General features: G+C 68.0%; 18 protein-coding genes. 8 read left to right on the forward strand and 10 right to left on the reverse strand.

Annotated elements, in window-relative coordinates:
* Positions 1–115 precede the first annotated feature (115 nt).
* On the forward strand, positions 116–1,207 hold the full coding sequence (locus AC2YG9_RS18815; protein ID WP_487299528.1) for a mechanosensitive ion channel family protein: 1,092 nt from the start codon (positions 116–118) through the stop codon (positions 1,205–1,207).
* Here the strand turns inward: AC2YG9_RS18815 and AC2YG9_RS18820 are convergent.
* Both AC2YG9_RS18820 and AC2YG9_RS18825 read right to left on the reverse strand, forming a co-directional pair.
* On the reverse strand, positions 1,204–3,741 hold the full coding sequence (locus AC2YG9_RS18820; RefSeq protein WP_487299529.1) for a hypothetical protein: 2,538 nt from the start codon (positions 3,739–3,741) through the stop codon (positions 1,204–1,206). The genes AC2YG9_RS18815 and AC2YG9_RS18820 overlap by 4 nt on opposite strands.
* A 112-nt stretch (positions 3,742–3,853) precedes the next feature.
* On the reverse strand, positions 3,854–6,334 hold the full coding sequence (locus AC2YG9_RS18825; RefSeq protein WP_487299530.1) for a beta strand repeat-containing protein: 2,481 nt from the start codon (positions 6,332–6,334) through the stop codon (positions 3,854–3,856).
* Positions 6,335–6,735: 401 nt separating this feature from the next.
* On the opposite strand from AC2YG9_RS18825, the gene AC2YG9_RS18830 reads away from it, so the two are divergent.
* The 6 genes from AC2YG9_RS18830 (at position 6,736) to AC2YG9_RS18855 (ending at position 13,638) form a co-directional block, all read left to right on the forward strand.
* On the forward strand, positions 6,736–8,199 hold the full coding sequence (locus AC2YG9_RS18830) for a circularly permuted type 2 ATP-grasp protein (RefSeq protein ID WP_487299548.1): 1,464 nt from the start codon (positions 6,736–6,738) through the stop codon (positions 8,197–8,199).
* Positions 8,196–9,137, forward strand: a complete 942-nt coding sequence (locus tag AC2YG9_RS18835; protein ID WP_487299531.1) for an alpha-E domain-containing protein — start codon at positions 8,196–8,198, stop codon at positions 9,135–9,137. Before AC2YG9_RS18830 ends, AC2YG9_RS18835 begins: the two co-directional genes overlap by 4 nt.
* The gene (locus tag AC2YG9_RS18840) at positions 9,137–10,108 is read left to right on the forward strand and encodes a transglutaminase family protein (RefSeq protein ID WP_487299532.1); all 972 of its coding nucleotides are present in this window, start codon (positions 9,137–9,139) and stop codon (positions 10,106–10,108) included. The genes AC2YG9_RS18835 and AC2YG9_RS18840 overlap by 1 nt, the downstream gene beginning before the upstream one ends.
* Before the next feature lie 173 nt (positions 10,109–10,281).
* Complete coding sequence (locus tag AC2YG9_RS18845; protein ID WP_487299533.1) at positions 10,282–10,938, forward strand: hypothetical protein; 657 nt, start codon at positions 10,282–10,284, stop codon at positions 10,936–10,938.
* A 58-nt stretch (positions 10,939–10,996) separates the two neighbouring features.
* On the forward strand, positions 10,997–11,812 hold the full coding sequence (locus AC2YG9_RS18850; RefSeq protein ID WP_487299534.1) for a TrmB family transcriptional regulator: 816 nt from the start codon (positions 10,997–10,999) through the stop codon (positions 11,810–11,812).
* Entirely contained in the window at positions 11,809–13,638 is a 1,830-nt protein-coding gene (locus AC2YG9_RS18855; protein WP_487299535.1) for a retropepsin-like aspartic protease, read from the forward strand. The genes AC2YG9_RS18850 and AC2YG9_RS18855 overlap by 4 nt, the downstream gene beginning before the upstream one ends.
* On the opposite strand, the gene ligA is transcribed toward AC2YG9_RS18855, so the two are convergent.
* The 3 genes from ligA to AC2YG9_RS18870 form a co-directional block, all read right to left on the reverse strand.
* On the reverse strand, positions 13,635–15,728 hold the full coding sequence (gene ligA / locus AC2YG9_RS18860; protein ID WP_487299536.1) for an NAD-dependent DNA ligase LigA: 2,094 nt from the start codon (positions 15,726–15,728) through the stop codon (positions 13,635–13,637). The genes AC2YG9_RS18855 and ligA overlap by 4 nt on opposite strands.
* Positions 15,729–15,802: 74 nt before the next feature.
* Positions 15,803–17,500: a DNA repair protein RecN gene (gene recN / locus AC2YG9_RS18865; RefSeq protein WP_487299537.1), complete on the reverse strand. Its 1,698-nt coding sequence runs from the start codon at positions 17,498–17,500 to the stop codon at positions 15,803–15,805.
* A 111-nt stretch (positions 17,501–17,611) separates the two neighbouring features.
* Positions 17,612–18,640: an outer membrane protein assembly factor BamD gene (locus tag AC2YG9_RS18870; protein ID WP_487299538.1), complete on the reverse strand. Its 1,029-nt coding sequence runs from the start codon at positions 18,638–18,640 to the stop codon at positions 17,612–17,614.
* 157 nt (positions 18,641–18,797) lie between these two features.
* Here AC2YG9_RS18870 and AC2YG9_RS18875 point away from each other — a divergent pair, with 157 nt between their 5' ends.
* A complete protein-coding gene (locus tag AC2YG9_RS18875; RefSeq protein ID WP_487299539.1) occupies positions 18,798–19,085 on the forward strand; it encodes a hypothetical protein in 288 nt (95 codons plus the stop codon).
* A 3-nt stretch (positions 19,086–19,088) separates the two neighbouring features.
* Here AC2YG9_RS18875 and lpxC read toward each other — a convergent pair whose 3' ends face one another.
* The 5 genes from lpxC to AC2YG9_RS18900 form a co-directional block, all read right to left on the reverse strand.
* Positions 19,089–19,985 (reverse strand): UDP-3-O-acyl-N-acetylglucosamine deacetylase, encoded by an 897-nt coding sequence (gene lpxC, locus AC2YG9_RS18880; RefSeq protein ID WP_487299540.1) that lies wholly within the window; start codon positions 19,983–19,985, stop codon positions 19,089–19,091.
* Between the two features lie 169 nt (positions 19,986–20,154).
* Positions 20,155–20,559: an NUDIX domain-containing protein gene (locus tag AC2YG9_RS18885; protein WP_487299541.1), complete on the reverse strand. Its 405-nt coding sequence runs from the start codon at positions 20,557–20,559 to the stop codon at positions 20,155–20,157.
* Complete coding sequence (locus tag AC2YG9_RS18890) at positions 20,552–21,043, reverse strand: N-acetyltransferase family protein (RefSeq protein ID WP_487299542.1); 492 nt, start codon at positions 21,041–21,043, stop codon at positions 20,552–20,554. The genes AC2YG9_RS18885 and AC2YG9_RS18890 overlap by 8 nt, the downstream gene beginning before the upstream one ends.
* A gap of 86 nt (positions 21,044–21,129) precedes the next feature.
* The gene (ftsZ, locus tag AC2YG9_RS18895) at positions 21,130–22,698 is read right to left on the reverse strand and encodes a cell division protein FtsZ (protein WP_487299543.1); all 1,569 of its coding nucleotides are present in this window, start codon (positions 22,696–22,698) and stop codon (positions 21,130–21,132) included.
* 298 nt (positions 22,699–22,996) lie between these two features.
* Positions 22,997–23,383 (reverse strand): hypothetical protein, encoded by a 387-nt coding sequence (locus AC2YG9_RS18900; RefSeq protein WP_487299544.1) that lies wholly within the window; start codon positions 23,381–23,383, stop codon positions 22,997–22,999.
* Positions 23,384–23,501: the final 118 nt, after the last annotated feature.

The raw sequence follows: 23,501 nt of genomic DNA on the forward strand, positions 1-23,501 counted from the left end.
TTTTATATCCATCGGAGCCGCTTCGCCCCAAGCAGATTTACCGGGTCAGCAGGTCGCGGGCGCCCGTTCTGGGGACCCTGCTTTGGGGCCCTTGTTTCCGGACGCCGGGGCTTGCATGGTCCCTGCCATGGCCCTGGACTTCATTCCGCGCGAAATCCACGAACTGGCGCGCGACCTGAGCAACGTCGCCGACTTCAAGCTGTTGATGGTCGGCAAGTCGTACCTGACCCCGGGCGGCATCGTCGCCTGCGCCCTGTTCATCCTGCTGGCCCTGATCGTCTCCCGCACCGCCGCCCGCATCTTCCGCCGGGTGCGCGACCGGGCCCCGGGATCGGCCCCATCAATCTACATCGCCGAGAAGGTGACGACCTACGGCGTCGTCGTCATCGGCATCTACATGGGCGTCTCGGCCCTGGGCGTCGATCTCTCCAGCCTCAGCCTGTTCGCCGGCGCCCTGGGCGTCGGCCTGGGCTTCGGCCTGCAGGGCGTCGTGAAGGAGTTCATCTCCGGCCTGGTGCTGATCTTCGACCGCCTGATCCGGATTGGCGACTACCTCGAACTTCAGACCGGCGAGCGCGGCGTGGTCGCCGAGATCGGCCCCCGCGCCATCCGCCTGCGCAACAACGACGACCTCGACGTCCTGGTCCCCAACAGCCGGCTGATCGAACAGCCGATCACCAACTGGACCCACCAGAACAGCCTGCGCCGCATGCACATCCCCTTCCGCGTCGCCTACGGCTCGGACAAGGCGGCCGTGCGCGATGCGGTGCTGAAAGCCGCCCACGACGTGCCCTTCACCATGGAAGACACCGCCCGCCGCCGCACCCAGGTCTGGCTGGTGGGCTTCGGCGAAAGCGGCATGCAGTTCGAACTGGTCGTCTGGCCGACCCTCGAGGCGGTCAAACGCCCCAACGCCGCCCATGCCGCCTACACCTGGGCCGTCGACGACGCCCTGCGCGGCGGCGGCTTCGAGATTCCCCTGCCTCAGCAGGAACTGCGCCTGCGTGGCCTGTTCGGCCAGGAAGGCGACGCCGCCCGCGACGCCCTGCGCCTTAAGACTCAGCGCAAGGCCGCCACCACCGGCGCCGCCGCCGAGGGCGTCACCCCCAACGACGCCGCCGAAGATCTGGCCCGCGGCGCCGAGGAAGACGCCGAGAACCCCGTGCCCGGCATGGCCATCCCCGAGGGCGGCAAGCCCGCGACCTAGAGCAGCCAGTCGCCGCTCTCTCCAGTCACGTCGCCGTTGATCTTCATCTGGTAGTCGACCTTGCCGTCGCCGTTCACATCCAGCCGCAGGGTGGTGATCCCGCCCGCGAAGGTCAGGGTCATTTCGCCGGCGTGCCTGGTGAAGGCGCCGACCAGGGTGAAGGCGTCGTCCGCCCCAAGCGGCCTGGCGTCGATGCCTGACAGGTCGATCCAGTCCCCCTCGGCGGCCGAGAAGTCATAGACCTGATCGGTCTCCAGCGTCGCGCCAAGGCTCTCCTGCAGCACCACGAACCGGTCCGCGCCGATGCCGCCGCGCAGCAGGTCATTGCCCGCCCCGCCGACGATCACATCATCTCCGTCGTTGCCGTTGATCGTGTCGACCCCGCCCTTGCCCGACAGCCGGTTCGCCCCGCTATTGCCCTGCAGGTTGTTGGCCAGATCGCCGCCGGCGCCGTCGAGATCTGCGCTGCCCTGCAGCTCCAGCCCCTCGATATGGAACCACAGGTCACTCACCGACCGCCAGGACCGCACGATGTCATAGCCCTCGTTCGCGAACTCGATGGCCGTGTCGTCCTCGCCGGCCTGGAACAGGTAGATATCGTTGCCGCCGTAGCCGTAGAGGGCGTCGTCGCCGGCCCCGCCGTCGAGGTAGTCGTTGCCCTCATTGCCTTCCAGCGCGTCGGCGCCGTCGCCGCCTTCCAACCGATCATTGCCGGTCCCGCCGCCCAGGTAGTCCGCGCCCGCGCCGCCGAACAGCTTGTCGCCGTCGGCCCCGCCGGTCAGCTGGTCATCGCCGTCGTCGCCGTTCAGCACATCGCCGCCGGCATCGCCCGACAGCACGTCGGCCCCGTCGCCGCCGTTCAGGACATCGCCCCTGTCGCCGCCGCTGATCGCGTCGTCTCCGGCCAGACCGTTCAGCACATCGTTGCCGATCCCGCCGGTCAGCCGATCGTCCGAGAACCCACCGTTCAGCACTCCGCCGGCCGCGCTCGCCGTGCGGTCCGCCTTGCCGTAGATGACCTGCGCTTTGCTGATGTAGTCGGTGGACGAAAGGTTGATCGTGTAAGAGATCGTCAGGTCGTCGATGCCGTCGCCGTTGACATCCCCGGCCTTCCCGGTCTCCGAGTTCAGATACCACTGGGCGCCCGGATCGCCCGTTATCGTGAAGCCGTTGCGGCCATCGAGCCCCGACAACGGCACGACCGGCGCGAAGGCCGCCGCGCCGAACACGACGTGGATCCGCCCCCATCCGAGATCGCCCAGGCCGACGCTGCTGACGGAGACATCGTCGAACCCGTCGCCGTTGATGTCGCCGACGCCGTTTACCGACATGCCCAGGAAGGCCTCGTTCTGTCCGTAAATCCGGAACCCGTCTGTTCCGTCGAGGGCGTCCACGTCGAGCAAGGCTCCGAAGCCCGCCGCCCCCTGATCGTCGCGGCCAAACACGATCCAGGCCCCCGCGGGCGACAGGTAGCTTTCGGCCCAGTTGTAGGTGGCCGAAACGATCAGGTCGTCGATATCGTCCCCGTTCACGTCGCCGGCCGAGGCGACGAACATTCCGGCCCAGAGCAGGTTCGAACCGCCGACGATCGAAAGCCCCGGCTCGGCGGAAACCTGCGCGAAGGTATAGCTGGCCGCGAAATCGCCCACGGCGGCCGTGTCGCGTCCGAAGACGACCCGCACGCCGCCGCCCTGTCCCTGGCCGAGGACCAGATCGCCAAGGCCGTCATGATTGATGTCCGCCGCCCCGGCCAGGACCCGCGAATAGGCGCCGATGTCGGTGATGGCGAAACCATTGCTTCCGTCCAGGTCGGCGACATCGATGAAGGGCGAAAAGTCCCCTTCGGTCGCCACATCCTTGCCGAACACGATGTAGGCGATGGTCGCAAAGTCGGCGTCGTAGCGGGTCAGCAGCAGATCGTTCAGGCCATCGCCGTTGATGTCGCCGACGCCGCTGATCTTGCTCCCCAGCAGGGTGTTCTCTTCGCCGCCTCCGATCATGAAGCCGTTCACGCCGTCCAGATCGCCGACATCGATCTCCGTCGCGCCCGGGCCGGCGGCCGGATCCCGGCCAAACAGCACATAGGCCCGACCCTCCCTGTAGGGTCCGAAAAAGCCCTGGGCGACGCTGTAGGCCTGGAACTGGGGGGCCGCGATCAGGACGTCGTCGAACCCGTCGCCGTTGATGTCGCCCAGCGGCGCCGTCGGCCGCCCGAAGCTGCCGAACAGCCCCTCGGCCCGGATGACCACCGCCGTCGGGGCGTCGAGGTGCTGGATCTCCAGCTCCTGCGGCCCGGGCCCCTGAACGGCGGCGTTACGTCCGAAGACGATGTAGCCGCTGCGCGGGGCGACGATCTCGCCGTAGGGGCCGGCATCGAACCCGTCCGCGGCGACGAACAGGTCGCCGACGCCGTCGCCGTTGAAATCCCCGACCCCCGTCAGCCCGCTGAAGAGCTGGCCATAGCGCCAGCCGACGATGCTGAAGCCGTCGCCGCTGTCGAGGGTCTGAAGGTCGAGAGTGGCGCTGAAAGCCATGAGCGAAGGTCCCGGTCATCGCGGCCCGGCGGGCCGCACGTCTGCAGGACAGTCCTCATAGGCAGTCTTCGCCGCCGTCGGCAGTGTACATCTTTGACCCTATCGACCGAACTCAGAGCAGCCAGTCGCCGCTCTCGCCGGTGACGTCGCCGTTGATCTTCATCTGGTAGTCGACCTTGCCGTCGCCGTTGATATCGAGGCGAAGCGTGGTGATCCCGCCCGCGAAGGTCAGGGTCATCTGGCCCGCCTGCTTGCTGAAGGCGCCGACCAGGGACAGCGTCCCGCCATAGGCCCCCGACAGGTCGAGGATATCGCCCTCGGCCGCGGAGAAGTCATAGACCTGATCAGTCTCCAGCGTCGCGCCGAAGGCGTGAGCGACGAGGAAGGTGTCGGCGCCCAGCCCGCCGCGTAGCAGGTCGTTGCCCAGCCCGCCGACGATGATGTCGTCGCCGTCGTTGCCGTTGATGGTATCGACCCCGGCTAGGCCCGACAGGGTGTTCGCGCCGCCGTTTCCCTGCAGGTTGTTGGTCCCGCTGTTGCCGCTGCCGTCGATATCGGCCGAGCCCTGGAGCTCTAGCCCCTCGATGTTGTCGCCCAGCACCCAGCCGTCCAGCGAGGTGCGGACGATGTCGTATCCCTCCCCCGACAGCTCCACCGTCTGATCGCCCGCGTCGTCGACGAGGTAGACGTCATTGGCCAGGCCACCTGTCATCACATCGGCGCCGGCCCCGCCATCGAGGTAATCATTGCCGTCGCCGCCGCTCAGGCTGTCGGCATCGCCGCCGCCGTCGAACCGGTCGTTACCCAGGCCGCCGACCAGGTCATCGGCTCCGAGCCCGCCGAACAGCTTGTCGGCGCCGTCTCCGCCGTCCAGGTCATCGACCCCGTCGCCGCCGTCGAGGATGTCGTTGCCCAGGCCGCCCAGCAGGTCATCCAGGCCGACGCCGCCATAGAGCTGATCGTTGCCCTCCCCGCCATCCAGGGCGTCATTGCCCACCAGGCCGCGCAGCACATCCTTGCCGCCGCCGCCTGACAGGCTGTCGGCAACACCCGCGCCGCTGACCGTCTCGTCCCCCGCCCCGCCGGTGAAGGTCACCGGATCGGACGCCCCGAACACCACATAGCTGGCGCCGGAACTGCCGCCGTTCGGGTCAGCTCCGGGAGCGCCTACGATCAGGTCATCGATGCCGTCGCCGTTGACATCCCCGGCCGCGGCGACCGAGCGGCCGCTGCGATCGCCTGGCGCCGCGCCGCTGATCTGGAAGCCGTTTGTCCCGTTCAGGGCCGAGAGACTTATGCTGGCGGCGAAGCCGGCGCCGCTGCCGAACACGACATAGCTGGCGCCGGAGTAGCTTCCATTCGGGTCGGCGGCATAGGCGCCGATGATCAGGTCAGCATAGCCATCGCCGTTGACGTCCCCGGCAGAGGCAACCGCGCGGCCACTGAGGTCGTAATTCGCCTCTCCGTCGATCCGGAAGCCGTTGGTCCCGTCCAGGGCCGAGAGCTCCAGGCTGGAGGCAAAGCCCGTGCTGCGTCCGAACACAACATAGGTGGCGCCAGAATAGCTGCCGCCCGGGTCAGCCAGCGCCGCGCCGATGATCAAGTCATCGATCCCGTCGCCATTGACATCCCCGGCCGCCGCGACCGCTCGACCGCTCTTGTCGTTGAATGCCACCCCATTGATCTGGAAGCCTGTGGTCCCATCAAGACCGGAGAGTTCGAGGGCGGCGGCAAAGCCTGTTGTTCTGCCGAACACCACATAGCTGGCGCCGGACGATCCGCCATTCGGAGCCGCGCCGTAGGCTCCAACAATCAGATCATCGATGCCGTCGCCGTTGACATCCCCGGCCGAGGCAACCGACTGGCCGCTGAAGTCGTAAGCCGTCTCGCCCCGGATCTTGAAGCCGTTGGTTCCATCGAGACTGCTGAGATTGAGGTTGGCGGCAAAGCCTGTGCTGCGCCCAAAGACCACATAGCTCGCGCCGGAGGAGACGCCATTCGGGTCAGCGCGGTCGGCGCCGATGATCAGGTCGTCGATGCCGTCACCGTTGACGTCCCCGGCCGAGGCGACCGACTGGCCGCTCAAGTCGGACGCCGCCTCGCCGCTGATCCTGAAGCCATTGGTTCCATCGAGGGTGCTGAGATCGACATTGGCGGCAAAGCCAGTGCTGCGTCCGAACACCACATAGGAAGCGCCAGTGTCGGGGCCGTTTGGGTCAGCGATATTGGCTCCGATGATCAGGTCATCGATGCCGTCGCCGTTGACGTCCCCGGCCGAAGCGACCGACCGGCCGCTTTGGTCATACGCCGCCGCGCCGCTGATCTTGAAACCATTGGTTCCATCAAGGGTGCTGAGGTTGAAGTTGGCGGCAAAGCCTGTGTTGCGTCCGAACACGACATAGGTTGCGCCAGACTGGCCGCCATTCGGGGAGGACAGGAAGGCCCCGACAATCAGGTCATCAATGCCATCGCCGTTGACATCCCCCGCCGAGGCAACGGAGTAGCCGCTGTAATCGCCAGCGGCTACTCCGCTGATCCTGAAGCCGTTGCTTCCATTCAGGTCAGTAAGGTTCAGGTTGGCGGCGAAGGGCATGCGCGGCTCCGGATGGCGTCAGCGCCCCTATTGACGCAACGATGTTATCTCAACAGTTCGGCAAGGACGTAAACCCGGAAAGCGCGGTATCTCCGCTTGTCGCCTACAGGGCCCGGTCGCCGCTATCGAGGGTGACGTCCCCGCTGACCTTCATCTGGTGGTCGACGTTGCCATCGCCCTGCCCCCTGCCCGCTTCCCACCGCGCGCAAAGCCTGCACAAATGTCAGGCAGCGGCGATTTGCGGTCGCCGACTCGTCAGGTTCGCGCGCGCGATGGCGCCGGACCCGGTAGTGAAGCGTTGAAGAGGCCGTCAGCGGCCCAAAGATTTCTGGGGGACTGAAGTTCAATTGGCCAATAGCCGCACCAACGACCAGAGCCAGGGCCAGACCCAGAGCCTCCCGATGGCCCAGCCCTTCTACACCCCGGGCGCCGCCTTCGATGAGATGTACGATCCCTCCAGCGCCGTGCGCGACCACTACGGCGTGATGCACGAGCGCCTGACCAGCCTCTCGGCCGAAGACCTCAACGCGCGCCAATCGACGCTGGAACGCAGCTTCCTGCTGCAGGGCATCACCTTCACCGTCTACGGCAATGAATCGACGACCGAGCGGATCATCCCCACCGACCTGATCCCGCGCATCATCCCCTCGACCGAGTGGGACACCATCGAAGCGGGCCTGACCCAGCGCCTGCGCGCCCTCAACATGTTCCTCGCCGACATCTACGGCGAGCAGCAAATCCTGATGGACGGTATCATCCCGCGCGACCTGGTCCTGGGCGCCCCCAGCTACCGCCGCGAGATGCAGCACCTCTATGTGCCGCACAAGGCCTACGCCAACGTCTGCGGGTCCGACCTGATCCGGGGCCAGGACGGCGCCTTCTATGTGCTGGAAGACAACCTGCGCGTCCCCAGCGGCGTCTCCTACATGCTGGCCAACCGCGACGCCGCCCGCCGCACCTTTCCCGGCGCCTTCCGCGCCGCCAGCGTGCGGCCCGTCGAGCGCTATCCCGACCTCTTGCTGACCACCCTGAAGTCGATGGCCCAGGACTGGCGGGCCGACCCCCAGGTCGTGGTCCTGACCCCCGGGGTCTACAATTCCGCCTACTACGAACACGCCTATCTCGCGCGCCTGATGGGCGTGCCGCTGGTCGAGGGCCGCGACCTCGTGATCCACGAGAACATGGTCTACATGCGGATGACCACCGGCCTGCAGCGGGTCGACGTCATCTACCGCCGCGTCGACGACGACTACATCGATCCCCTGACCTTCCGCCGCGACTCGAGCCTCGGCGTCGGCGGCCTGTTCAACGCCTACCGCGCCGGCAATGTGATGATCTGCAATGCACCGGGCACGGGTGTCGCCGACGACAAGGCGGTCTACGCCTACGTCCCCGAATTTATCCGCTACTACCTGGGCGAAGACGCCATCCTGCCTAACATCGAGACCTACCTCTGCCGCGAGCCGGCCCAGCTGAACCATGTGCTCGGCAACCTCGACAAGCTGGTGGTCAAGGCGGTCGGGGCCTCGGGCGGCTACGGCATGCTGATCGGCCCGCACGCGTCGAAGAAGGAACGCGAGGAGTTCGCCGACGCCATCAAGGCCGACCCCAACAACTACATCGCCCAGCCGACCATCCAGCTCTCCACCGCCCCCTGCCTGATCGACGGCCGGGTCGAGAGCCGCCACGTCGACCTGCGCCCCTTCATCCTGTCGGGCGAGAAGATCGTCGTCACCCCCGGCGCCCTGACCCGCGTGGCGCTGCGCAAGGGCAGCCTGGTGGTCAACTCCAGCCAGGGTGGGGGGTCCAAGGATACCTGGGTCCTGGGACCCGATGCAGAAGGATTGGGAGACATCGCGCCATGATGCTCGCCCGCGTCGCCGACAGCCTCTACTGGATGGGCCGCTATGTGGAGCGGGCCGAGCACGTTAGCCGCCTGGCCGACGTCACCCTCAACGCCACACTCGATCGTTCGATGGCCGCCAACGAGACGGCTCGCATCGCCCTCTCGGCCCTGGGCGACGACGTTACCGCCGCCGACGGCAACCTGTTCGAAACCGCCAAGGATCTGACCCTCGGGCACGACGACGCCAACTCGGTGCGCATGTCCCTGGCCCGGGCCCGCGAGAACGCCCGGCAGGTCCGCGACCAGATCACCACCGAGATGTGGGAACGGCTCAACATCCTCTATCTGCGGGTCACCGAGAGCACGGCCGAACGCACTTTCGACCGCCAGCACTCGGCCTTCCTGCACGACATCATCGCCGACCTGCACCTGTTCAAGGGCGCTGCCGACGCCACCATGAGCCACGGCGAGGGCTGGCGCTTCCTGATGCTCGGCGTCCACATCGAGCGGGCCCAGCTGATCGCCCGCCTGCTGCGCGCCGCCTTCGGCGACGGCGCGGTCCCCAGCGGCGACCATGTCACCCTGATGAACGTCCTGCGCATGGGCTGCGCCCTCGAACCCTACCTGCGCACCTACACGGCCGAGATCGAGCCCCGGCACATCCTCGACTTCCTGCTGTTCGACGAGGACTTCCCCCGCTCGATCCGCTTCGCGACCGCCCGCATCGAGGAAAGCATGGCCGACATCGCCAGCCACGTCGCCTTTGGCGGTCGCGGCCGGCCCGAACGCCTGGCCGGCCGCCTCAGCTCGCGCCTGGAGTTCACCGATCTGGAGGAACTGGAAGCCAACGGCGCCGCCGCCCTCCTGGCCAGCGTGGTGGCCGACTGCAGCCGCATCCACGAGGCCCTCTACCAGACCTTTGTCGCCTACCCCCTCGAGATGAGGTTGCCGGCCTGATGCTGCTCGATATCCGTCACGTCACCCGCTACCACTACGAGAAGAAGGTGCGCGAGAGCGTCATGGAGCTGCGCATGCAGCCCCAGAAGTCGATCCGCCAGCGGCTCATCAGCTTCGACCTCGAGCTCGAACCCCGGGCCCAGCTGTTCAGCTACATCGATCCCTTCGGCAACGCCGTGCACCACTTCGACGTGCCCCAGCCGCACGACGAACTGACCATCGTCGCCCGCGCCTGCGTCGAGACCCAGGCCCCGCCGGAACTGCCCGAACACCTCGACCTCGGCGAATGGGACCGGTTGAAGAGCAGCTTCACCCAGGCCGAATGCTTCGACTTCCTGCACCCGCACGGCTTCACCCACATGAGCCCGGCCCTGCAGGACTTCATGCAATCCAAGGCCCTTGAAGCCAGCCAGATCCGCGACCCGCTCAGCCGCCTGCGTTACCTTAACCAGACCATCTACGCCTGCTTCGCCTACGAGCCGGGCGTCACCCGCGCCGATAGCAAGATCGATGAGGCGCTGAAGCGCGGCGGCGGCGTCTGCCAGGACTTCGCCCACATCATGATCACCATCGCCCGCAGCTGGGGCCTGCCTGCCCGCTATGTCTCCGGCTACCTGTTCACCGACCGCAAGGGCGGCGACCGCTCCGATCCCGACGCGACCCATGCCTGGGTCGAGGTCTTCCTGCCCAGCCACCGCTGGGTCGGCTTCGACCCGACCAACAACATGCTGACCTGCGAACGCCACGTCGCCGTCGCCATCGGCCGCGACTACGGCGACGTCCCCCCTTCGCGCGGCGTCTACAAGGGCAATAGTGAAAGCGAGCTGGCCGTCGACGTCTCGGTCACCAAGGCCAAGTCCGCCGTCGCCGAACCCGAGTTCTTCAACCTCCCCCGCCCCACCTTCCGAGGCGGCCGGAGACGCGGCGTCGACGCCTTCCGCGAAGAGCAGCAGCAGCAACAACAGCAGTAGGTTTCGGGGTGGTCGTTTTCGACAGCCGGACGGGTCGCTTTGACCTGTCTGGTGGGACAGAATAACCCTTTGAATCAATGACTTAACCGCATAGAGTCGGCGACTTTTACCCTCCCTCGCCGATCTGCGGTATAATGGTGGCGCCGCTTCGATAGCGTCGGGGGAAAACGCTCATGTTTGTCGGACACTACGCCGCCGCCCTGGCCGCCAAGGCCGTCGAGCCCCGCGCCCCGCTCTGGACCCTGATCGCCGGCGCCCAGCTTATCGACATCGGCTGGGCCGGCCTTGTCATGGCCGGCGTCGAAAAGGTCCGCTTCAACCCCGAGCTCCCCGGCAGCCCGCTGGAGCTCTACCACATGCCCTGGACCCACAGCCTGCCGGCCGTGCTGGTCTGGTCCCTCGCCGCCCTTGCCCTCTGCCGCTGGTTGCTGCGCCTGCCCTGGGGCGCCTGCATCGCCGTCGCCTTAGTGGTATTCAGCCACTGGGCCCTCGATTTCCTGGTCCACCGCCCCGACCTCGAACTCTGGATCGGCGGGCCCAAGGTGGGCCTCGGCTGGTGGGACTACCCCGACGCCGAGAAGACCCTGGAGATGGGCCTGATCGCCCTGACCGGCGGCGCCTGGCTGTGGAGCCGCGGGGCTTGGAACCGCTCCCCCTGGCCGCCGCTGCTGTTCATCGCCTTCCTCACGGTCCTGCAGATCGTAGGCAGCCTGACCATCCCGACCGGCGAGGCCGCCGCCTACGGGCGCACGGCTCTGGTAGTCTATCTTGTGGTGGTCGCCATCGCCGCCCTGGCCGACCTCGGAAAGCCCAAGCCCCAACCGAGCTGAATCCGCATTACCAAGGTTTCACTGGACCTCGCCGGCATCACCGAGATTAGTAGTAGTCATGACTACTAATAGCGAAGCGCCTGAAGCCGCCCTCGCGGGCCTGGGCTTCACCGACACCGAAGCCCGGGTCTACTGCGAGCTGGTCCGCGCCGGCCCGGCCACCGGCTATCGCCTGGCCAAGGCCATCGGCAAGGCCCCGGCCAACACCTACCAGGCCCTCGAAGCCCTTTCGCAGAAGGGCGCGGTCCTCACGGAGGACGCCGAGGCCAAGACCTGGCGCGCTGCTCCGCCCGCCGAGCTGGTCAGCGCCCTCGACGCCGCCCACGCCCGCAAGAGCGCCCAGGCCCTCGACGCCCTGAGCCGCCTGCCCGCCACGGCCACCGACCCCCGCCTCTACGCCCTGCGGACGCCCGAGCAGGCCTACGCCCGGGCCCGGGCGATGATCTCCGCCGCCCGCCAGATCGTGCTCTTCGACCTCTCACCCGCCCCTTGGGACGCCCTGCGCCCCGACCTGGAACGAGCCCATGCCGCCGGCATCACCGTCGCCGGCCTGCTCTACCGCCCGGTCTCCAGCCCGGTGACGACCGTCCTTTCCCGTGGCGCCGACGTCGTCCTGGACCGCTGGCCGGGCCAGCAGGTGACCATCGTCGCCGACGCCGCCGAGCACCTGAACGCCCTCATCGCCCACGACGGCGAGCGCCTGATCCAGGGTGTCAGCGCCGACAGCCCTTTCCTGGCCTGCCTGCAGCACAGCGGCCTTTCGGCCGAGCTGCGCCTGGGCCGCATCGCCCCCACCGAAGATCCCCTCGCCGAGGTGTCCCTGCTCGCCCAGCGCCCCTCGGGTTTCCTCAAGCTCATCGGAGAAGCCGAATGATCCGCACCCTCGCCGCACCCCTCTGTCTTTCCGGCGCCATCCTGGCCTTTGCCGCCCTGCCGGCTCAGGCCGACGATCTCAGCGACCTCAAGGACCGCTACATCGCCTGGCGCGGCGGCCCCGCCTTCCAGAAGGCCACCGGACTGGAGGTCGAGGGCATCGCAGACAACGGGACCTACAGCGGCAAGGCTCACCGCTGGCAGACCCCCGGCCGCCTGCGCGAGAGCGCCGCCTTCGGCGCCTTTGTCATGGACAGCTACACCGGCCCCGACGGCGCCTGGACCCGCACCCTCAGCGGCCAGGTCGAGGCCCCAAGCGCCGCCGAGCAGACCGCTGCTCGCCGCCGCGCCCTGCTGACCTTCGACGACGCCCTGCAGGGCCAGGACGGCGCCAGGGTGACCCTGGCCCCCGCCGAAACCTTCGACGGCAAGGCCGTTCGCCCCCTTCGGGTCGCCTTCGACGGCCCCGACTACTACGAGCTGTTGATCGTGCCCGCGACTGGAGAGCTGGTCGCCCTGCGCCAGGTCGAGGACGGCCGCCCGACCCTGGTCCGCTACAGCGACTGGCGCATGGTCGAGGGCGTCCGCATGGCCTTCGGCGAGGAACAGCACACCGCAGACGATCCCCTGAGGATCACCTACCGCATCAGCCGCGTGGACATCGATCCGCGCCCGGCCGCCTCGGTCTGGACCCGGCCGGAGCCCGTCCGGATCTACGCGTTCAAGCCCGGCGTCGATCACACCGCCCCGGTGGGCTTCGACTTCTTCGCCGGCAACCGCGTCTACATCCCGGCCAACGTCAATGGCCTGGACACCCACGTCATGCTCGACAGCGGGGCCGAGGCCACGGTGCTCGACCAGACCTGGGCCGCCGCCCACGGCATCAAGCCGACCGGCAAGGTCGTGGCGGTCGGCACCGGCGGCGTGCAGGAGGCCCAGCTGGCCAGTGGCGTCACCATCCGCATCGGCGACCTGGAGCTGAAGAACCTCACCGTCGCCCTGATCGACCTGTCGGCGGTCGAAAAGCTGATCGGCCGTCCCATGCCGGTGGTGTTGGGCAAGGAGGTGTTCAACGAGCTGGTCGTCAATCTCGACTTCGAGGCCAAGACCATCGCCTTCCATGAGCCGGCCACCTTCAAACCGCCGGCCGGCGCGGCGGAGACGCCGATCCTGACCGCCAACGGCCTGCGTTCGGTTCCCGTCTCCATCGAGGGCGCGCCGCCGATCCAGCTCGACTTCGACATCGGCAACGGCTCGCCCCTGCTGCTCTATTCGGCCTGGTGGAAGCCCGCCGGCCTGCTGGACGACGGCCGTCCGCAGTCGCTGGGCCTGTCGGGCGCGGTCGGCGGCCTGAAGGAGCGCAAGCTGACGACGGTGCGCAGCCTGACCTTCGGCGGTGTCACCTTCAAGGACATCCCGGCGGTGCTGTTCGAGGACAACGGCGACTCCTCGGAGAGCAACCGCACGCTGGGCAACGTCGGCCTTCCGATTCTGTCCCGCTTCCGCCTGTTCGTGGACTACCCCAACGACCGCCTGTGGCTGATCCCCAACGCCGCGGCCGTGCCCGGCCCCTTCCAGAAGGAGGTCACCGGCCTGCGCATCGAAGCCGCACCGGAGGGGGCCAGGATCACCTTCATCGCCCCGGGATCGCCGGCGGCCAAGGCCGGACTGAAGGTCGGCGACGTCGTGACCGAGCTCGACGCCACGGCGGTCATAGGCTCCAGCGGCCTGATGGCCCGGGTCCGCGCCAAGAAGGCGGGCGAGACGCTGACGGTGAAGCTGGCCACCGGCGAAACCAAGGTCCTGACCCTGGCGCCCTACTACTAGGCCCCGACCATCGCCAGCCACTCGTCCTCGGTCATCACCTGGATGCCCAGCTCGGTCGCCGTCTTCAGCTTGGAGCCGGCGCCGGGTCCGGCGACAACCAGGTCGGTCTTCTTCGACACCGAGGACGACACCTTGGCCCCCAGGGCCTCGGCCTGGGCCTTGGCCTCGTCGCGGGTCATCCGTTCGAGGGCGCCGGTGAAGACGACCGTCTTGCCGGCCACCGCCGTGTCGGTCTTGGGCTTCTCGGCGTCCTGGACGGTAAGCTGGTCATACAGCCGCTGGACCATGCCCCGGTTGTGATCCTCGGCGAAGAAGGCGGCCGCCGCCTCGATCACCGCATCGCCGATCTGGTCCAGAGCGTCGAGCTCGGCCACCGCCTCGTCGTCCCGCGCCGCCACCTTGTCCATGGCTGCCAGGAAGTCGGCCGCCGTGCCGTAACCCCGGGCCATGACCAGGGCCGTCTGCTCGCCGATGTGGCGGATGCCGAGGCCGTAAATGAAGCGGTCCAGCGGGATGGTCCGCCGGCTCTCGATGGCGGCGAACAGGTTGGCGACGCTGGTCTCCCCGGCCCGGTCCCTGTCCTTCAGCTTCTTCAGGGACAGCCTGTCCCGGGCCTCCAGGGTGAAGATGTCGGCCGGCTCGCGGATCAGCTCGTCCTCGTAGAAGGCCGAGAGCTGCTTTTCGCCCAGGCCTTCGATGTCGAAAGCCCTGCGGGAGACGAAATGCTTGAGATGCTCGATCCGCTGGAAAGGACAGGCCAGTTCGCCCGAACAGCGCCGCACCACCGTCTCGGCCCCCGTGGCCGTGGTCTCACGAACCAGCGGCGTCTGCAGCGGACAGGGGCAGACGTGCGGAAACTCGAACGGAACAGCGTCGGCCGGCCGGGCCTCGGGGATCGAGGCGACGATCTGCGGGATGACGTCGCCGGCCCGCTGGACGATCACCGTGTCGCCGACCCGCAGGTCCTTGCGGGCGATCTCGTCGCCGTTGTGCAGGGTGGCGTTGGTCACCGACACCCCGCCGACGGTCACGGGCTTGAGCCGGGCCACCGGCGTCACCGCCCCGGTGCGCCCGACCTGCAGGTCGATGGCTTCCAACACGGTCCGGGCCTGCTCGGCCGGGAACTTGCGGGCAATGCCCCAGCGCGGGGCCCGCGAGACGAAGCCCAGCCGCCGCTGCCAGTCGAGGTTGTCGACCTTGTAGACCACCCCGTCGATGTCATAGCCGAGGTTCGGCCGCGCCGCCTCCATGGCCGCGTAGGCGGCCAGCAGCCCCGCGGCGCCATGGACCAGGGTTGACTGCGGCGTGGTCTGGAAGCCCCAGCACTTCAGCTTCTCGAGCGCCTCCCACTGGCTGTCGGCGAACTTCTCGCTGAGCAGGCCCCAGGCGTAGGCGAAGAACTTCAACGGCCGCTTGGCCGTGATCGTGCTGTCGATCTGGCGCAGGGAGCCCGCCGCCGCGTTACGGGGATTGGCGTAGGTCTTGTCGCCCGCCTCGGTCGCGGCGGCGTTCAGCGCGGCGAACTCGGCATGGCCCAGATAGACCTCGCCCCGCACCTCGATCACCTCGGGCCAGCCTGAGCCCGACAGCCGGTGCGGAATGTCCTTGATGGTTCTCAGGTTGGCCGTGACGTCCTCACCGACACGGCCATCGCCCCGCGTCGCCCCCTGGACCAGCACGCCCTTCTCATAGCGGATCGAGGCCGACAGCCCGTCGATCTTGGGCTCGGCCGTATAGCTGATCGGCGTCTCATCCAGCTTCAGAAACCGCCGGATCCGGGCATCGAACTCCAGAGCGTCCTCATCGGAGAAGGCGTTGTCGAGGCTCAACATCGGCGTGCCGTGCGTCACCGGCGAGAACTGCTCGGCGCGCGGCGCACCCACCCGCGTGGACGGTGAGTTCTCGCGGATCAGGTGCGGAAAGCGGTCCTCGATGTCGAGGTTGCGCCGCTTGAGGGCGTCGTATTCGGCGTCGCTGATCGTCGGCGCATCGTCCTGGTGATAGGCCAGGTCATGCCGCGTGATCTCATCGGCGAGCCGGGTCAGTTCTTCAACGGCTTGGGCTTCGGTGAGATCGGCGACGGGAGTCATGCCGGGATTTGTAGCGACGACAGCCGACGCATCAACGGATTCCTTCTCCCGTTTGTCGGGAGAAGGACCAGCCGCTAGGCGGCGATCAGAGCGCGGGCGGCGGCGCGGGCCTCCGGCGTCACTGCCGCGCCGGACAGCATGCGGGCGATCTCTTCCTCGCGGGCGTCGGGGGACAGGGTCTCGACCGAGGTGCGGGTCTTTTCGCTGTCGCCAGCCTTGGCGATGCGCCAGTGGGCGTCGCCGCGCGCCGCGACCTGGGGTGAGTGGGTCACGACCAGGACCTGGGCGCCGCTGGCCAGGCGTTTGAGGCGCAGGCCGACCGCGTCGGCCACCGCCCCGCCGACCCCCTGGTCGACCTCGTCGAAGATCATCAGCGGTTGCGGGCCATCGCCGCGCCCGGCCAGCGCCGCCTTCAGGGCCAGGGCGAAACGGGCCAGTTCGCCGCCCGAGGCGATGGCTTCCAACGGGCCGAACGGGGCGCCGGGATTGGTGCTGATTTCGAAGGCGATGCGGTCGAGGCCCGAGGGGCCGGCGCGGTCTTCCACCAGCGGCTCGACGGCGACCTGGAAGCGGGCCTTTTCCAGCTTCAGCGGGGTGAGCTCGGCCATCACGGCGGCGGTCAGCCGGTCGCCGGCGGCGCGGCGCTCGGCCGACAGGCGGCGGGCGGCCGTGAAGTAGGCGTCGCGGGCCCAGTCCTCGGCCGCCTCAGCCGCCTTGAGGGCCTCGCCGTTGCTCTCGATGGCGGCCAGGTCCTTGGCGAACCGCACCCGAAGGTCCGGCAGATCCTCGACCGCGCAGCTGAGCTTGCGAGCCATGGCGCGCAGGGCGAACAGTCGCTCCTCGGCCTGTTCCAGCCGTTGCGGATCCAGTTCGAAGGCGTCGGCGGCGGCGTCGATGGCGGCGGCGGCCTCCTCCGCCTCATTGACCGCCCGGTCGATGATCTCCTGCGCCGCCGTCAGCCGTGTCAGCGCCGCGCCGCCATCGCCGGCCCCGGCCTGGACCGCTCGTTCGCGCGCCCGCTCCAGAGCCCGGAAGGCGGTGGCCAGGCGGCTGCCGATCTGGCCGGCCTCGATGGCCTCACGGGCGGCGGAGATGTCGGCCAGAGCCTTTTCGGCCGCGCCCAGCAGGGCCCGTTCCTCGGCCAGCTCGGCCTCTTCGCCCAGGCGCGGCGCCAGCTGGTCCAGCTCCGACAGCCGCAGGGTGATTTCCTCGACCTCGGCGGCGGCCCGGTCGGCCTTGTCGCGCAGGTCCCGCAGGGCTTCCCGCGCCGAGCGCCAGGCGCTCCAGGCGGCGGTGACCGCCTCGACCGACACCTGGCCGTAGGCGTCGAGCAGCCGGCCGTGGGTGCGGGCGTCGAGCAGGCCGACGGTCTCGTGCTGACCGTGCACCTCGAGCAGCAGACCGCCGATCTCCTTGAGGGTGGCGACACTGGTCGCCTGGTCGTTGACGAAGGCTCTGGAGCGGCCATCGGCCGACAACTGGCGGCGCAGCACCAAATCCTCGTGCGGCGAGTAGTCGAGGCCCTTCTCGTCCAGCAGACCCCAGACCGCGTGATCGGCCGCCAGAGCAAACATGGCCGTCGCCGCCGCCTGGGCCGCTCCGCGCCGCACCAGACCGGCGTCGGCGCGGGCGCCGGTAGCCAGGCCCAGGGCGTCGAGGATGATGGACTTGCCGGCGCCCGTTTCGCCGGTCAGGGCGGTCAGACCGGGGCCGAACGACAGGTCGAGCTGTTCGATCAGCACGACATCGCGGATGGTGAGGCCGATCAGCATGCGGTCAGCTTCGTCTCGAATCGGGTTCGCTCAAAGCTCCGCGCACGGCGAAGCAGACGAATGACTAGCACGAGAACAAGGCGGGAACAAACCTTCTCGCCGAACCTGCCTCTAGCGCGTCGGCGGCGCGGGCGTCTCGGCGATCGGGTCAGCGGTCGGCGGCGGCGGCTCGGTGCCCGGCGGGGTCACCGGCGGCTGCGGCTCAGGCGTCTGGATTGGCGCGCCGGGGGCTGAGGCGGACGGCGCCGGCGCGTTGGTTTCGGCCGGCGGCGCGATGGTCTGGCTCTTGTTCTTGCCAGTTCCCGTCACGCGCTGCAGCAGGCTGCGCTTGGCGCCAGGGGTCAGCGGGGCGACCGCCGGCTGCAAACCCTTGTCGGTCAGCAGCTTGTAGCCTTCGCCGTACCAGGGATCGTCGCGGAAATTGTAGCCAAGCATGGCGCCGGTGCGCTGCGCCTCGCCGACCAGGCCGACGGTCAGGTAGGCCTCGATCAGACGGTAGAGGGCTTCCGGCGCATGGCTGGTGGTCTGGTACTTGTCGATCACCGTCCGGAAGCGGCCGATGGCGGCGATGGTCTGGCCTTCGCGCAGGTACCAGCGCCCGACCTCCATCTCCTTGCCGGCCAGCTGGTCGTAGACCATGTCCAGCTTGTACTGGGCGTCGATGGCGTACTCGCTCTTGGGGAAGCGCAGCTGCACGTCGCGCAGAGCCACCAGGGCCTGTTCGGTGGCGGCCTGGTCACGGCCGACGTCGACGATTTGCTCGAAGTAGCAGATGGCCTTCAGATAGTAGGCGTACGGCGTCGAGGGGTTGCCCGGGTACAGGTTGATGAACCGGTCGGCGTTCTCGATGGCCTCGGCGTAGTTGTTGGCCTGGTAGTTGGCGTAGGCCGTCATCAGAATCGCCCGACGGGACCATTCCGAATAGGGGTGCTGACGCTCCACTTCCTCGAAGTAGGAGATGGCGTCGGCCCAGCGCCGGTTGTCCAGGCGGTCGGCGCCGGTGGCGTAGAGCAGCTCGACGGGGCGCTCGATATAGGCCAGGCGAGGCTTGGGCTTTTGGGCAGCGCAGCCGGTAGCGACCAGGGCCCCCGCGATGGCGGCGGCGAAGATGGCCTTACGGCTCCAGGAAAGAGGCAGCACGAACCCTCACAATCGTAATCCAACGCGGGCGCCCCCGCGCCGTCGGAACAGGTATCTACACCACGCAAGGGCGGGCGCAAATGTGGCGATTTGCGGAGATTTCGGCGCTGGCTTGATTGCAGGCCGCAAGGCTAGGCTGGCGGCGCGTTCGGGGGGGATGAGTATGCTGTTTATGGGTCTGATGATCCTGGTCGGGATCTTCCGCACTACCTGGTGGGAAATCGCCGTGGTCGCCGCCGGCCTGGCGCTGGTGAAGGTGCTGATCGCCATCGTCGGTCAGTACGGGATCGCCGAGACAATCGTGGCCTTTGTGATCCAGTTCGTCACCCTGCTGGCCATCGGCTATGCCGCCCGCTTCATCGCCTGGCTGGTCGCTGGCAACCGGAACGCGCCCGGCCGCACCAGCCGGGTGGAGGGCTTCTTCGGCGAACGTAGGAAGAAGTAGCGCCTAGACCGCCTGGGCCAGTTCCTGGGTCCAGGTGCGGACGCGCCAGGCGTCCGGATTGGCCAGCAGAGCGCGGACCACCAGGTTGTTCAGGCCATGGCCGGCGTAGAGGCCGTCGAAACGGCCCAGAATCGGCATGCCCAGCACATAGAGGTCGCCGACCGCGTCCAGCGCCTTGTGGCGCACGAACTCGTCCGGGCGGCGCAGGCCTTCCGGGTTGAGGATGCGGTCGCCGTCGAGGACAACGGCGTTGTCGATCGAGCCGCCGCGGGCCAGGCCGATGGCGCGCAGGGCTTCCACTTCGCGCACGAAGCCGAAGGTGCGGCAGTCCGCCAGTTCCTCGCGGAACGACTCTTCGTCGACGACCAGGTCGACGCGTTGGGTGCCGATCGGGGCGGCGTCGAACTTGATCTCGAAGGCGACTTCGAACTGCTCGGCCGGGGCCAGGCTGGCGCGCTTGTCGCCTTCCTGCACTTCGACGGTGTCGAGCATCTCGATGTAGCGGCGGGCCGCTTCCTGGCGGCGGCGGCCGACCCGGTCGAGGATCTCGATGAAGGGTTGCGACGAGCCGTCGAGGATCGGCAGTTCCGGACCGTCGAGCTCGACGATGGCGTTGTCGATGCTGAGGGCGGCCATGGCGGCCATCAGATGTTCAATGGTCGAGACGGTGACGCCGGCGTCGTTGCCGATGACGGTGCCCAGCTGGGTCTTCACCACAGCTTGGGGCGAAACGCGCACGGCGTTGTCGCGGTCACGCACGTCAGTGCGGACGAAGGTGATGCCGGCGTCGGGCGCGGCGGGGCGGATCGAAACGCGGACGTGCTCACCGGTGTGCAGGCCCAGGCCCGCGAAGATCGCGGGGCCGCCGACGGTGTGCTGATGGTATGCCGAAACGGACAAGACCGATCCTTGAACTGTTGCTGCGCGACCGAACTGATCGCATCACGCCCCGTCGTCCTTGTAGGCGTCCCTTCGCAATGCAGCAAAGCAAGAGCTGTTTCGAATTGTTACGCGGCGAAAGGTCTGATTTTGTTAATCTTTCACCCGTCGCGCGAAGGTCAAAAATTAGTCAGCCAAGGACCCTTTTCAAGGCCGGCAAGGTAGTCTGAACCGCGATGGCGAGCGGAGCCGGCAAGGCGTCCAGATCGAACCAGTCCATGCCACCGTGCTTTTCCGGCTCGAGATTGACCGGCTCGCCGGTGAAACTCTCGGCCAGATAGGTCGGCGCCACCCAATGTTCCGGCGTGTCCGAGTCGATCTGGTCGGTGACGCAGAGCAGGCGCAGCTTCCCCAGCACAAGCCCCGTCTCCTCGGCCACCTCGCGGCGCAGGGCGTCCTCGATGGGTTCGAGGAAGTCGATCTTGCCGCCAGGAATGCTCCAGTGTCCGGCCTCGGGATGGCGCAGCCGGCGCAACAGCAACAGCCGGCCGTCACGGACGATACAGGCGCCCACGCCCAGTCTCGGCTCAGCCATGGTGCGCCAACCGTTTCACAAGCAGGAGCGTCATCAGGCCGCTGTTCCATTCTTCGTCGGGATAGCGATCCGCTTCGCGATAGCCCCGGCCGGCGTAGAAGGCTTGGCTCCGGGTGTTGAAGGTGTCGGTTTCGAGCCGGACCGTGGGGAAGCCGGCGGCGGCGATCGCCTGCTCGGCCTTGTCCATCAGCCGTCGGCCAACGCCCGTCCGCACGTCGGCTGCCCGAACGTGCAGGGCATTGACGAAATCGCCCTCCCAGTCGACGAAGCCGACGACCTCGCCACCGCGCTCGGCGAGCCAGAATTCGAGACCGCGCCGGCCGACGTAGTCCGCCGGGCGGCGCTCGGAAAGGAAGGCCTGAGCCGCCTGCGAAGTGAGTTGCGGCAACCAGGTGCTTTCGAAGGTGTCGTACAGGATCGCCTCAAGCGCCGGCCCGTCGGCGGTGACCGCCGGGCGCAGGACAAGGGTGGGATCGGCATCCATCAAAAAAACTTGAGTCCGCCGCGGCATCCACCGCAACGGACTCTCGCTTGGATCAGATTGTCCGGACCGCTGGCGCGGCCCGATGATCAGTTGGCCAGGCGGCGCAGGAACGAGGGGATTTCCAGGTCGTCCCCTTCCTCTTCCTGATGCACATCCTCGACCGGCTGACGGGCCGGAGCGGCCGCGCCGCCGCCGAAGGCCGCGCGGGCCTGGGGCGGAGGAGACTGCTCGTAGGCCGAGGGCTGACGGCGGCCGCCGAACAGGCTCATCCAGCCGGTCTTGCGCTCCTCGCGGGGCTCGAAGTGCGGGTCGATGGTGAAGTCCTCATCGGCCGGCGCCTCATCGACCAGCGGATCGACGATCAGGGTGCGCTGCTGCGGCGGGGCCACGGCGGCGGTGCGGATTTCGGGCTGGCGGACCGGTTCGTCGAACAGGCCGTAGTCGGCGGCCAGCGGCGCGGGTTCCGGTTCGATGATGGCCGGGCCAGCGATGGTGACCGGCTCGGGGCGGATGGCTTCCGGCTCCGGCGCGGCGGGGGCCGGCTGGCTCCAGTACTGCTGGGCCGGTTCCGGGACGGATGCGACGACCGGCTCGGGACGGGCCGCGGGGGCCGGTTCCGGGGCGCGCATTTCCGGGGCGATCAGCGGCTTGGCGCCGGTGTTGCGGGTGCGGCTGGGTTCGATGGCGGCCATCGAGGCGCCGTCCATGCCGGTGGCGACCACCGAGACCCGGATGACCCCTTCCAGCGACGGATCGAAGGCGGCGCCGAAGATGACGTTGGCGTCCTGGTCGACCTGCTCGGTGATGGCGTTGGCGGCCTCGTCGACTTCCAGCAGGGTCATGTCCAGGCCGCCGGTGACGTTGACCAGCACGGCCTTGGCGCCCTTGAGCGACACTTCGTCGAGCAGCGGGTTGGCGATGGCGTTCTGGGCGGCCATCAGGGCGCGGTCCTCGCCGGTCGCTTCCCCGGTGCCCATCATCGCCTTGCCCATCTCGGTCATCACCGTGCGGACGTCGGCGAAGTCGAGGTTGATCAGGCCGGGCAGGACCATCAGGTCGGTGATCGAGCGGACGCCCGAGTGCAGCACCTGGTCGGCCATGCCGAAGGCTTCGGCGAAGGTGGTCTTCTCGTTGGCGATCCGGAACAGGTTCTGGTTCGGGATGACGATCAGGGTGTCGACGTAGCGTTGCAGCTCCGCGATCCCGGCGTCGGCCAGACGCATGCGGTGGCGGCCTTCGAAGTGGAAGGGCTTGGTCACCACGCCGACCGTCAGGATGCCGCGCTCACGAGCGCACTTGGCGATGATGGGGGCAGCCCCGGTGCCGGTGCCGCCGCCCATGCCGGCGGTGATGAAGACCATGTGGGCGCCATCGAGGTGCTCGCCGATCTCGACGGTGCTCTCTTCGGCGGCGCTCATGCCGACTTCGGGGTGGGCGCCGGCGCCGAGGCCCTGCGTCACCTGGACGCCGAGCTGGATGCGCAGCGGCGTCTTGCTGAAGGCCAGCTGTTGGGCGTCCGTGTTCGCGACAACGAACTCAACGCCCTCGAGGCCGGCTTCGATCATGTTGTTGACGGCATTGCCGCCGGCGCCGCCGACTCCGAAGACCACGATACGCGGCTTCAGTTCGGTGGTTTGAGGAGCGTAAAGCTTCATGTCTTGGACCCCGCGTCCTTTGAAAGTCGTTGGCCACGGCCATCAGCGACCCACCCGCTGATATGCCTTACGACCCGTTAACTAGACGGCCTGCATCGTTAATCGGCAGTTAATCCGCTTACCGTGAGTCGGCCCCCGGGCCAGCCGTGAACTGAGGATTTTTGTTGCAACATAAGGGCTTGCGCGAATCGCGACGGCTGGTCGCAGCTATCAACAGTTGTGGGTGAGCCCAAGTTTTCGGGGATAGTTGAGTCGGAAGTGAGTCAGGACCGACTCAAACCGCTTGGCCCGGATTGGATCAGGACCACCAGCCGAGGAGCGAGGTGCGGGTGCGCCCCTGGGACGTGATCAGGCTGATCAGCGGCGCATGGGCCGCGCGGAACAGCGTCAGGGCCCCGGGAACGGGGCGATATCCGTGCAGGGACCGCCCCTCCCGCTGGAACAGCAACAGGCCGCCCCACTCCGAGCGCCAATCAGGCGGATCGAGATCGAGTAGAAAGCCGCCGGCGGCGCCCTCGGGCAGCAGGTCGGGCAGCGCCTCACCGGGCTTGAGCGACAGGGTGCGGCTCTGGACCACCACGGGCCCGGCATAGTCATCGGCCGCCGCCGCGAGCAGCGCCATGTCGGGATCGGAAAGCTCCGCAGCCTCGAGGAAGCCCTCGACCCGTAACGGCCTGTCGGTCACGCCTGGAGCCCCCGCTCGAACATTACGAGAGTTTAACATCAGGCTTGAAGCGGTGACTAGGCCGTGGACTCAACCTTCCTGATCCATAGCCGTGAACAGACGAGAGCGATGGCGGCGA

It is taken from the genome of Caulobacter sp. SRI_014, from assembly GCF_057586315.1.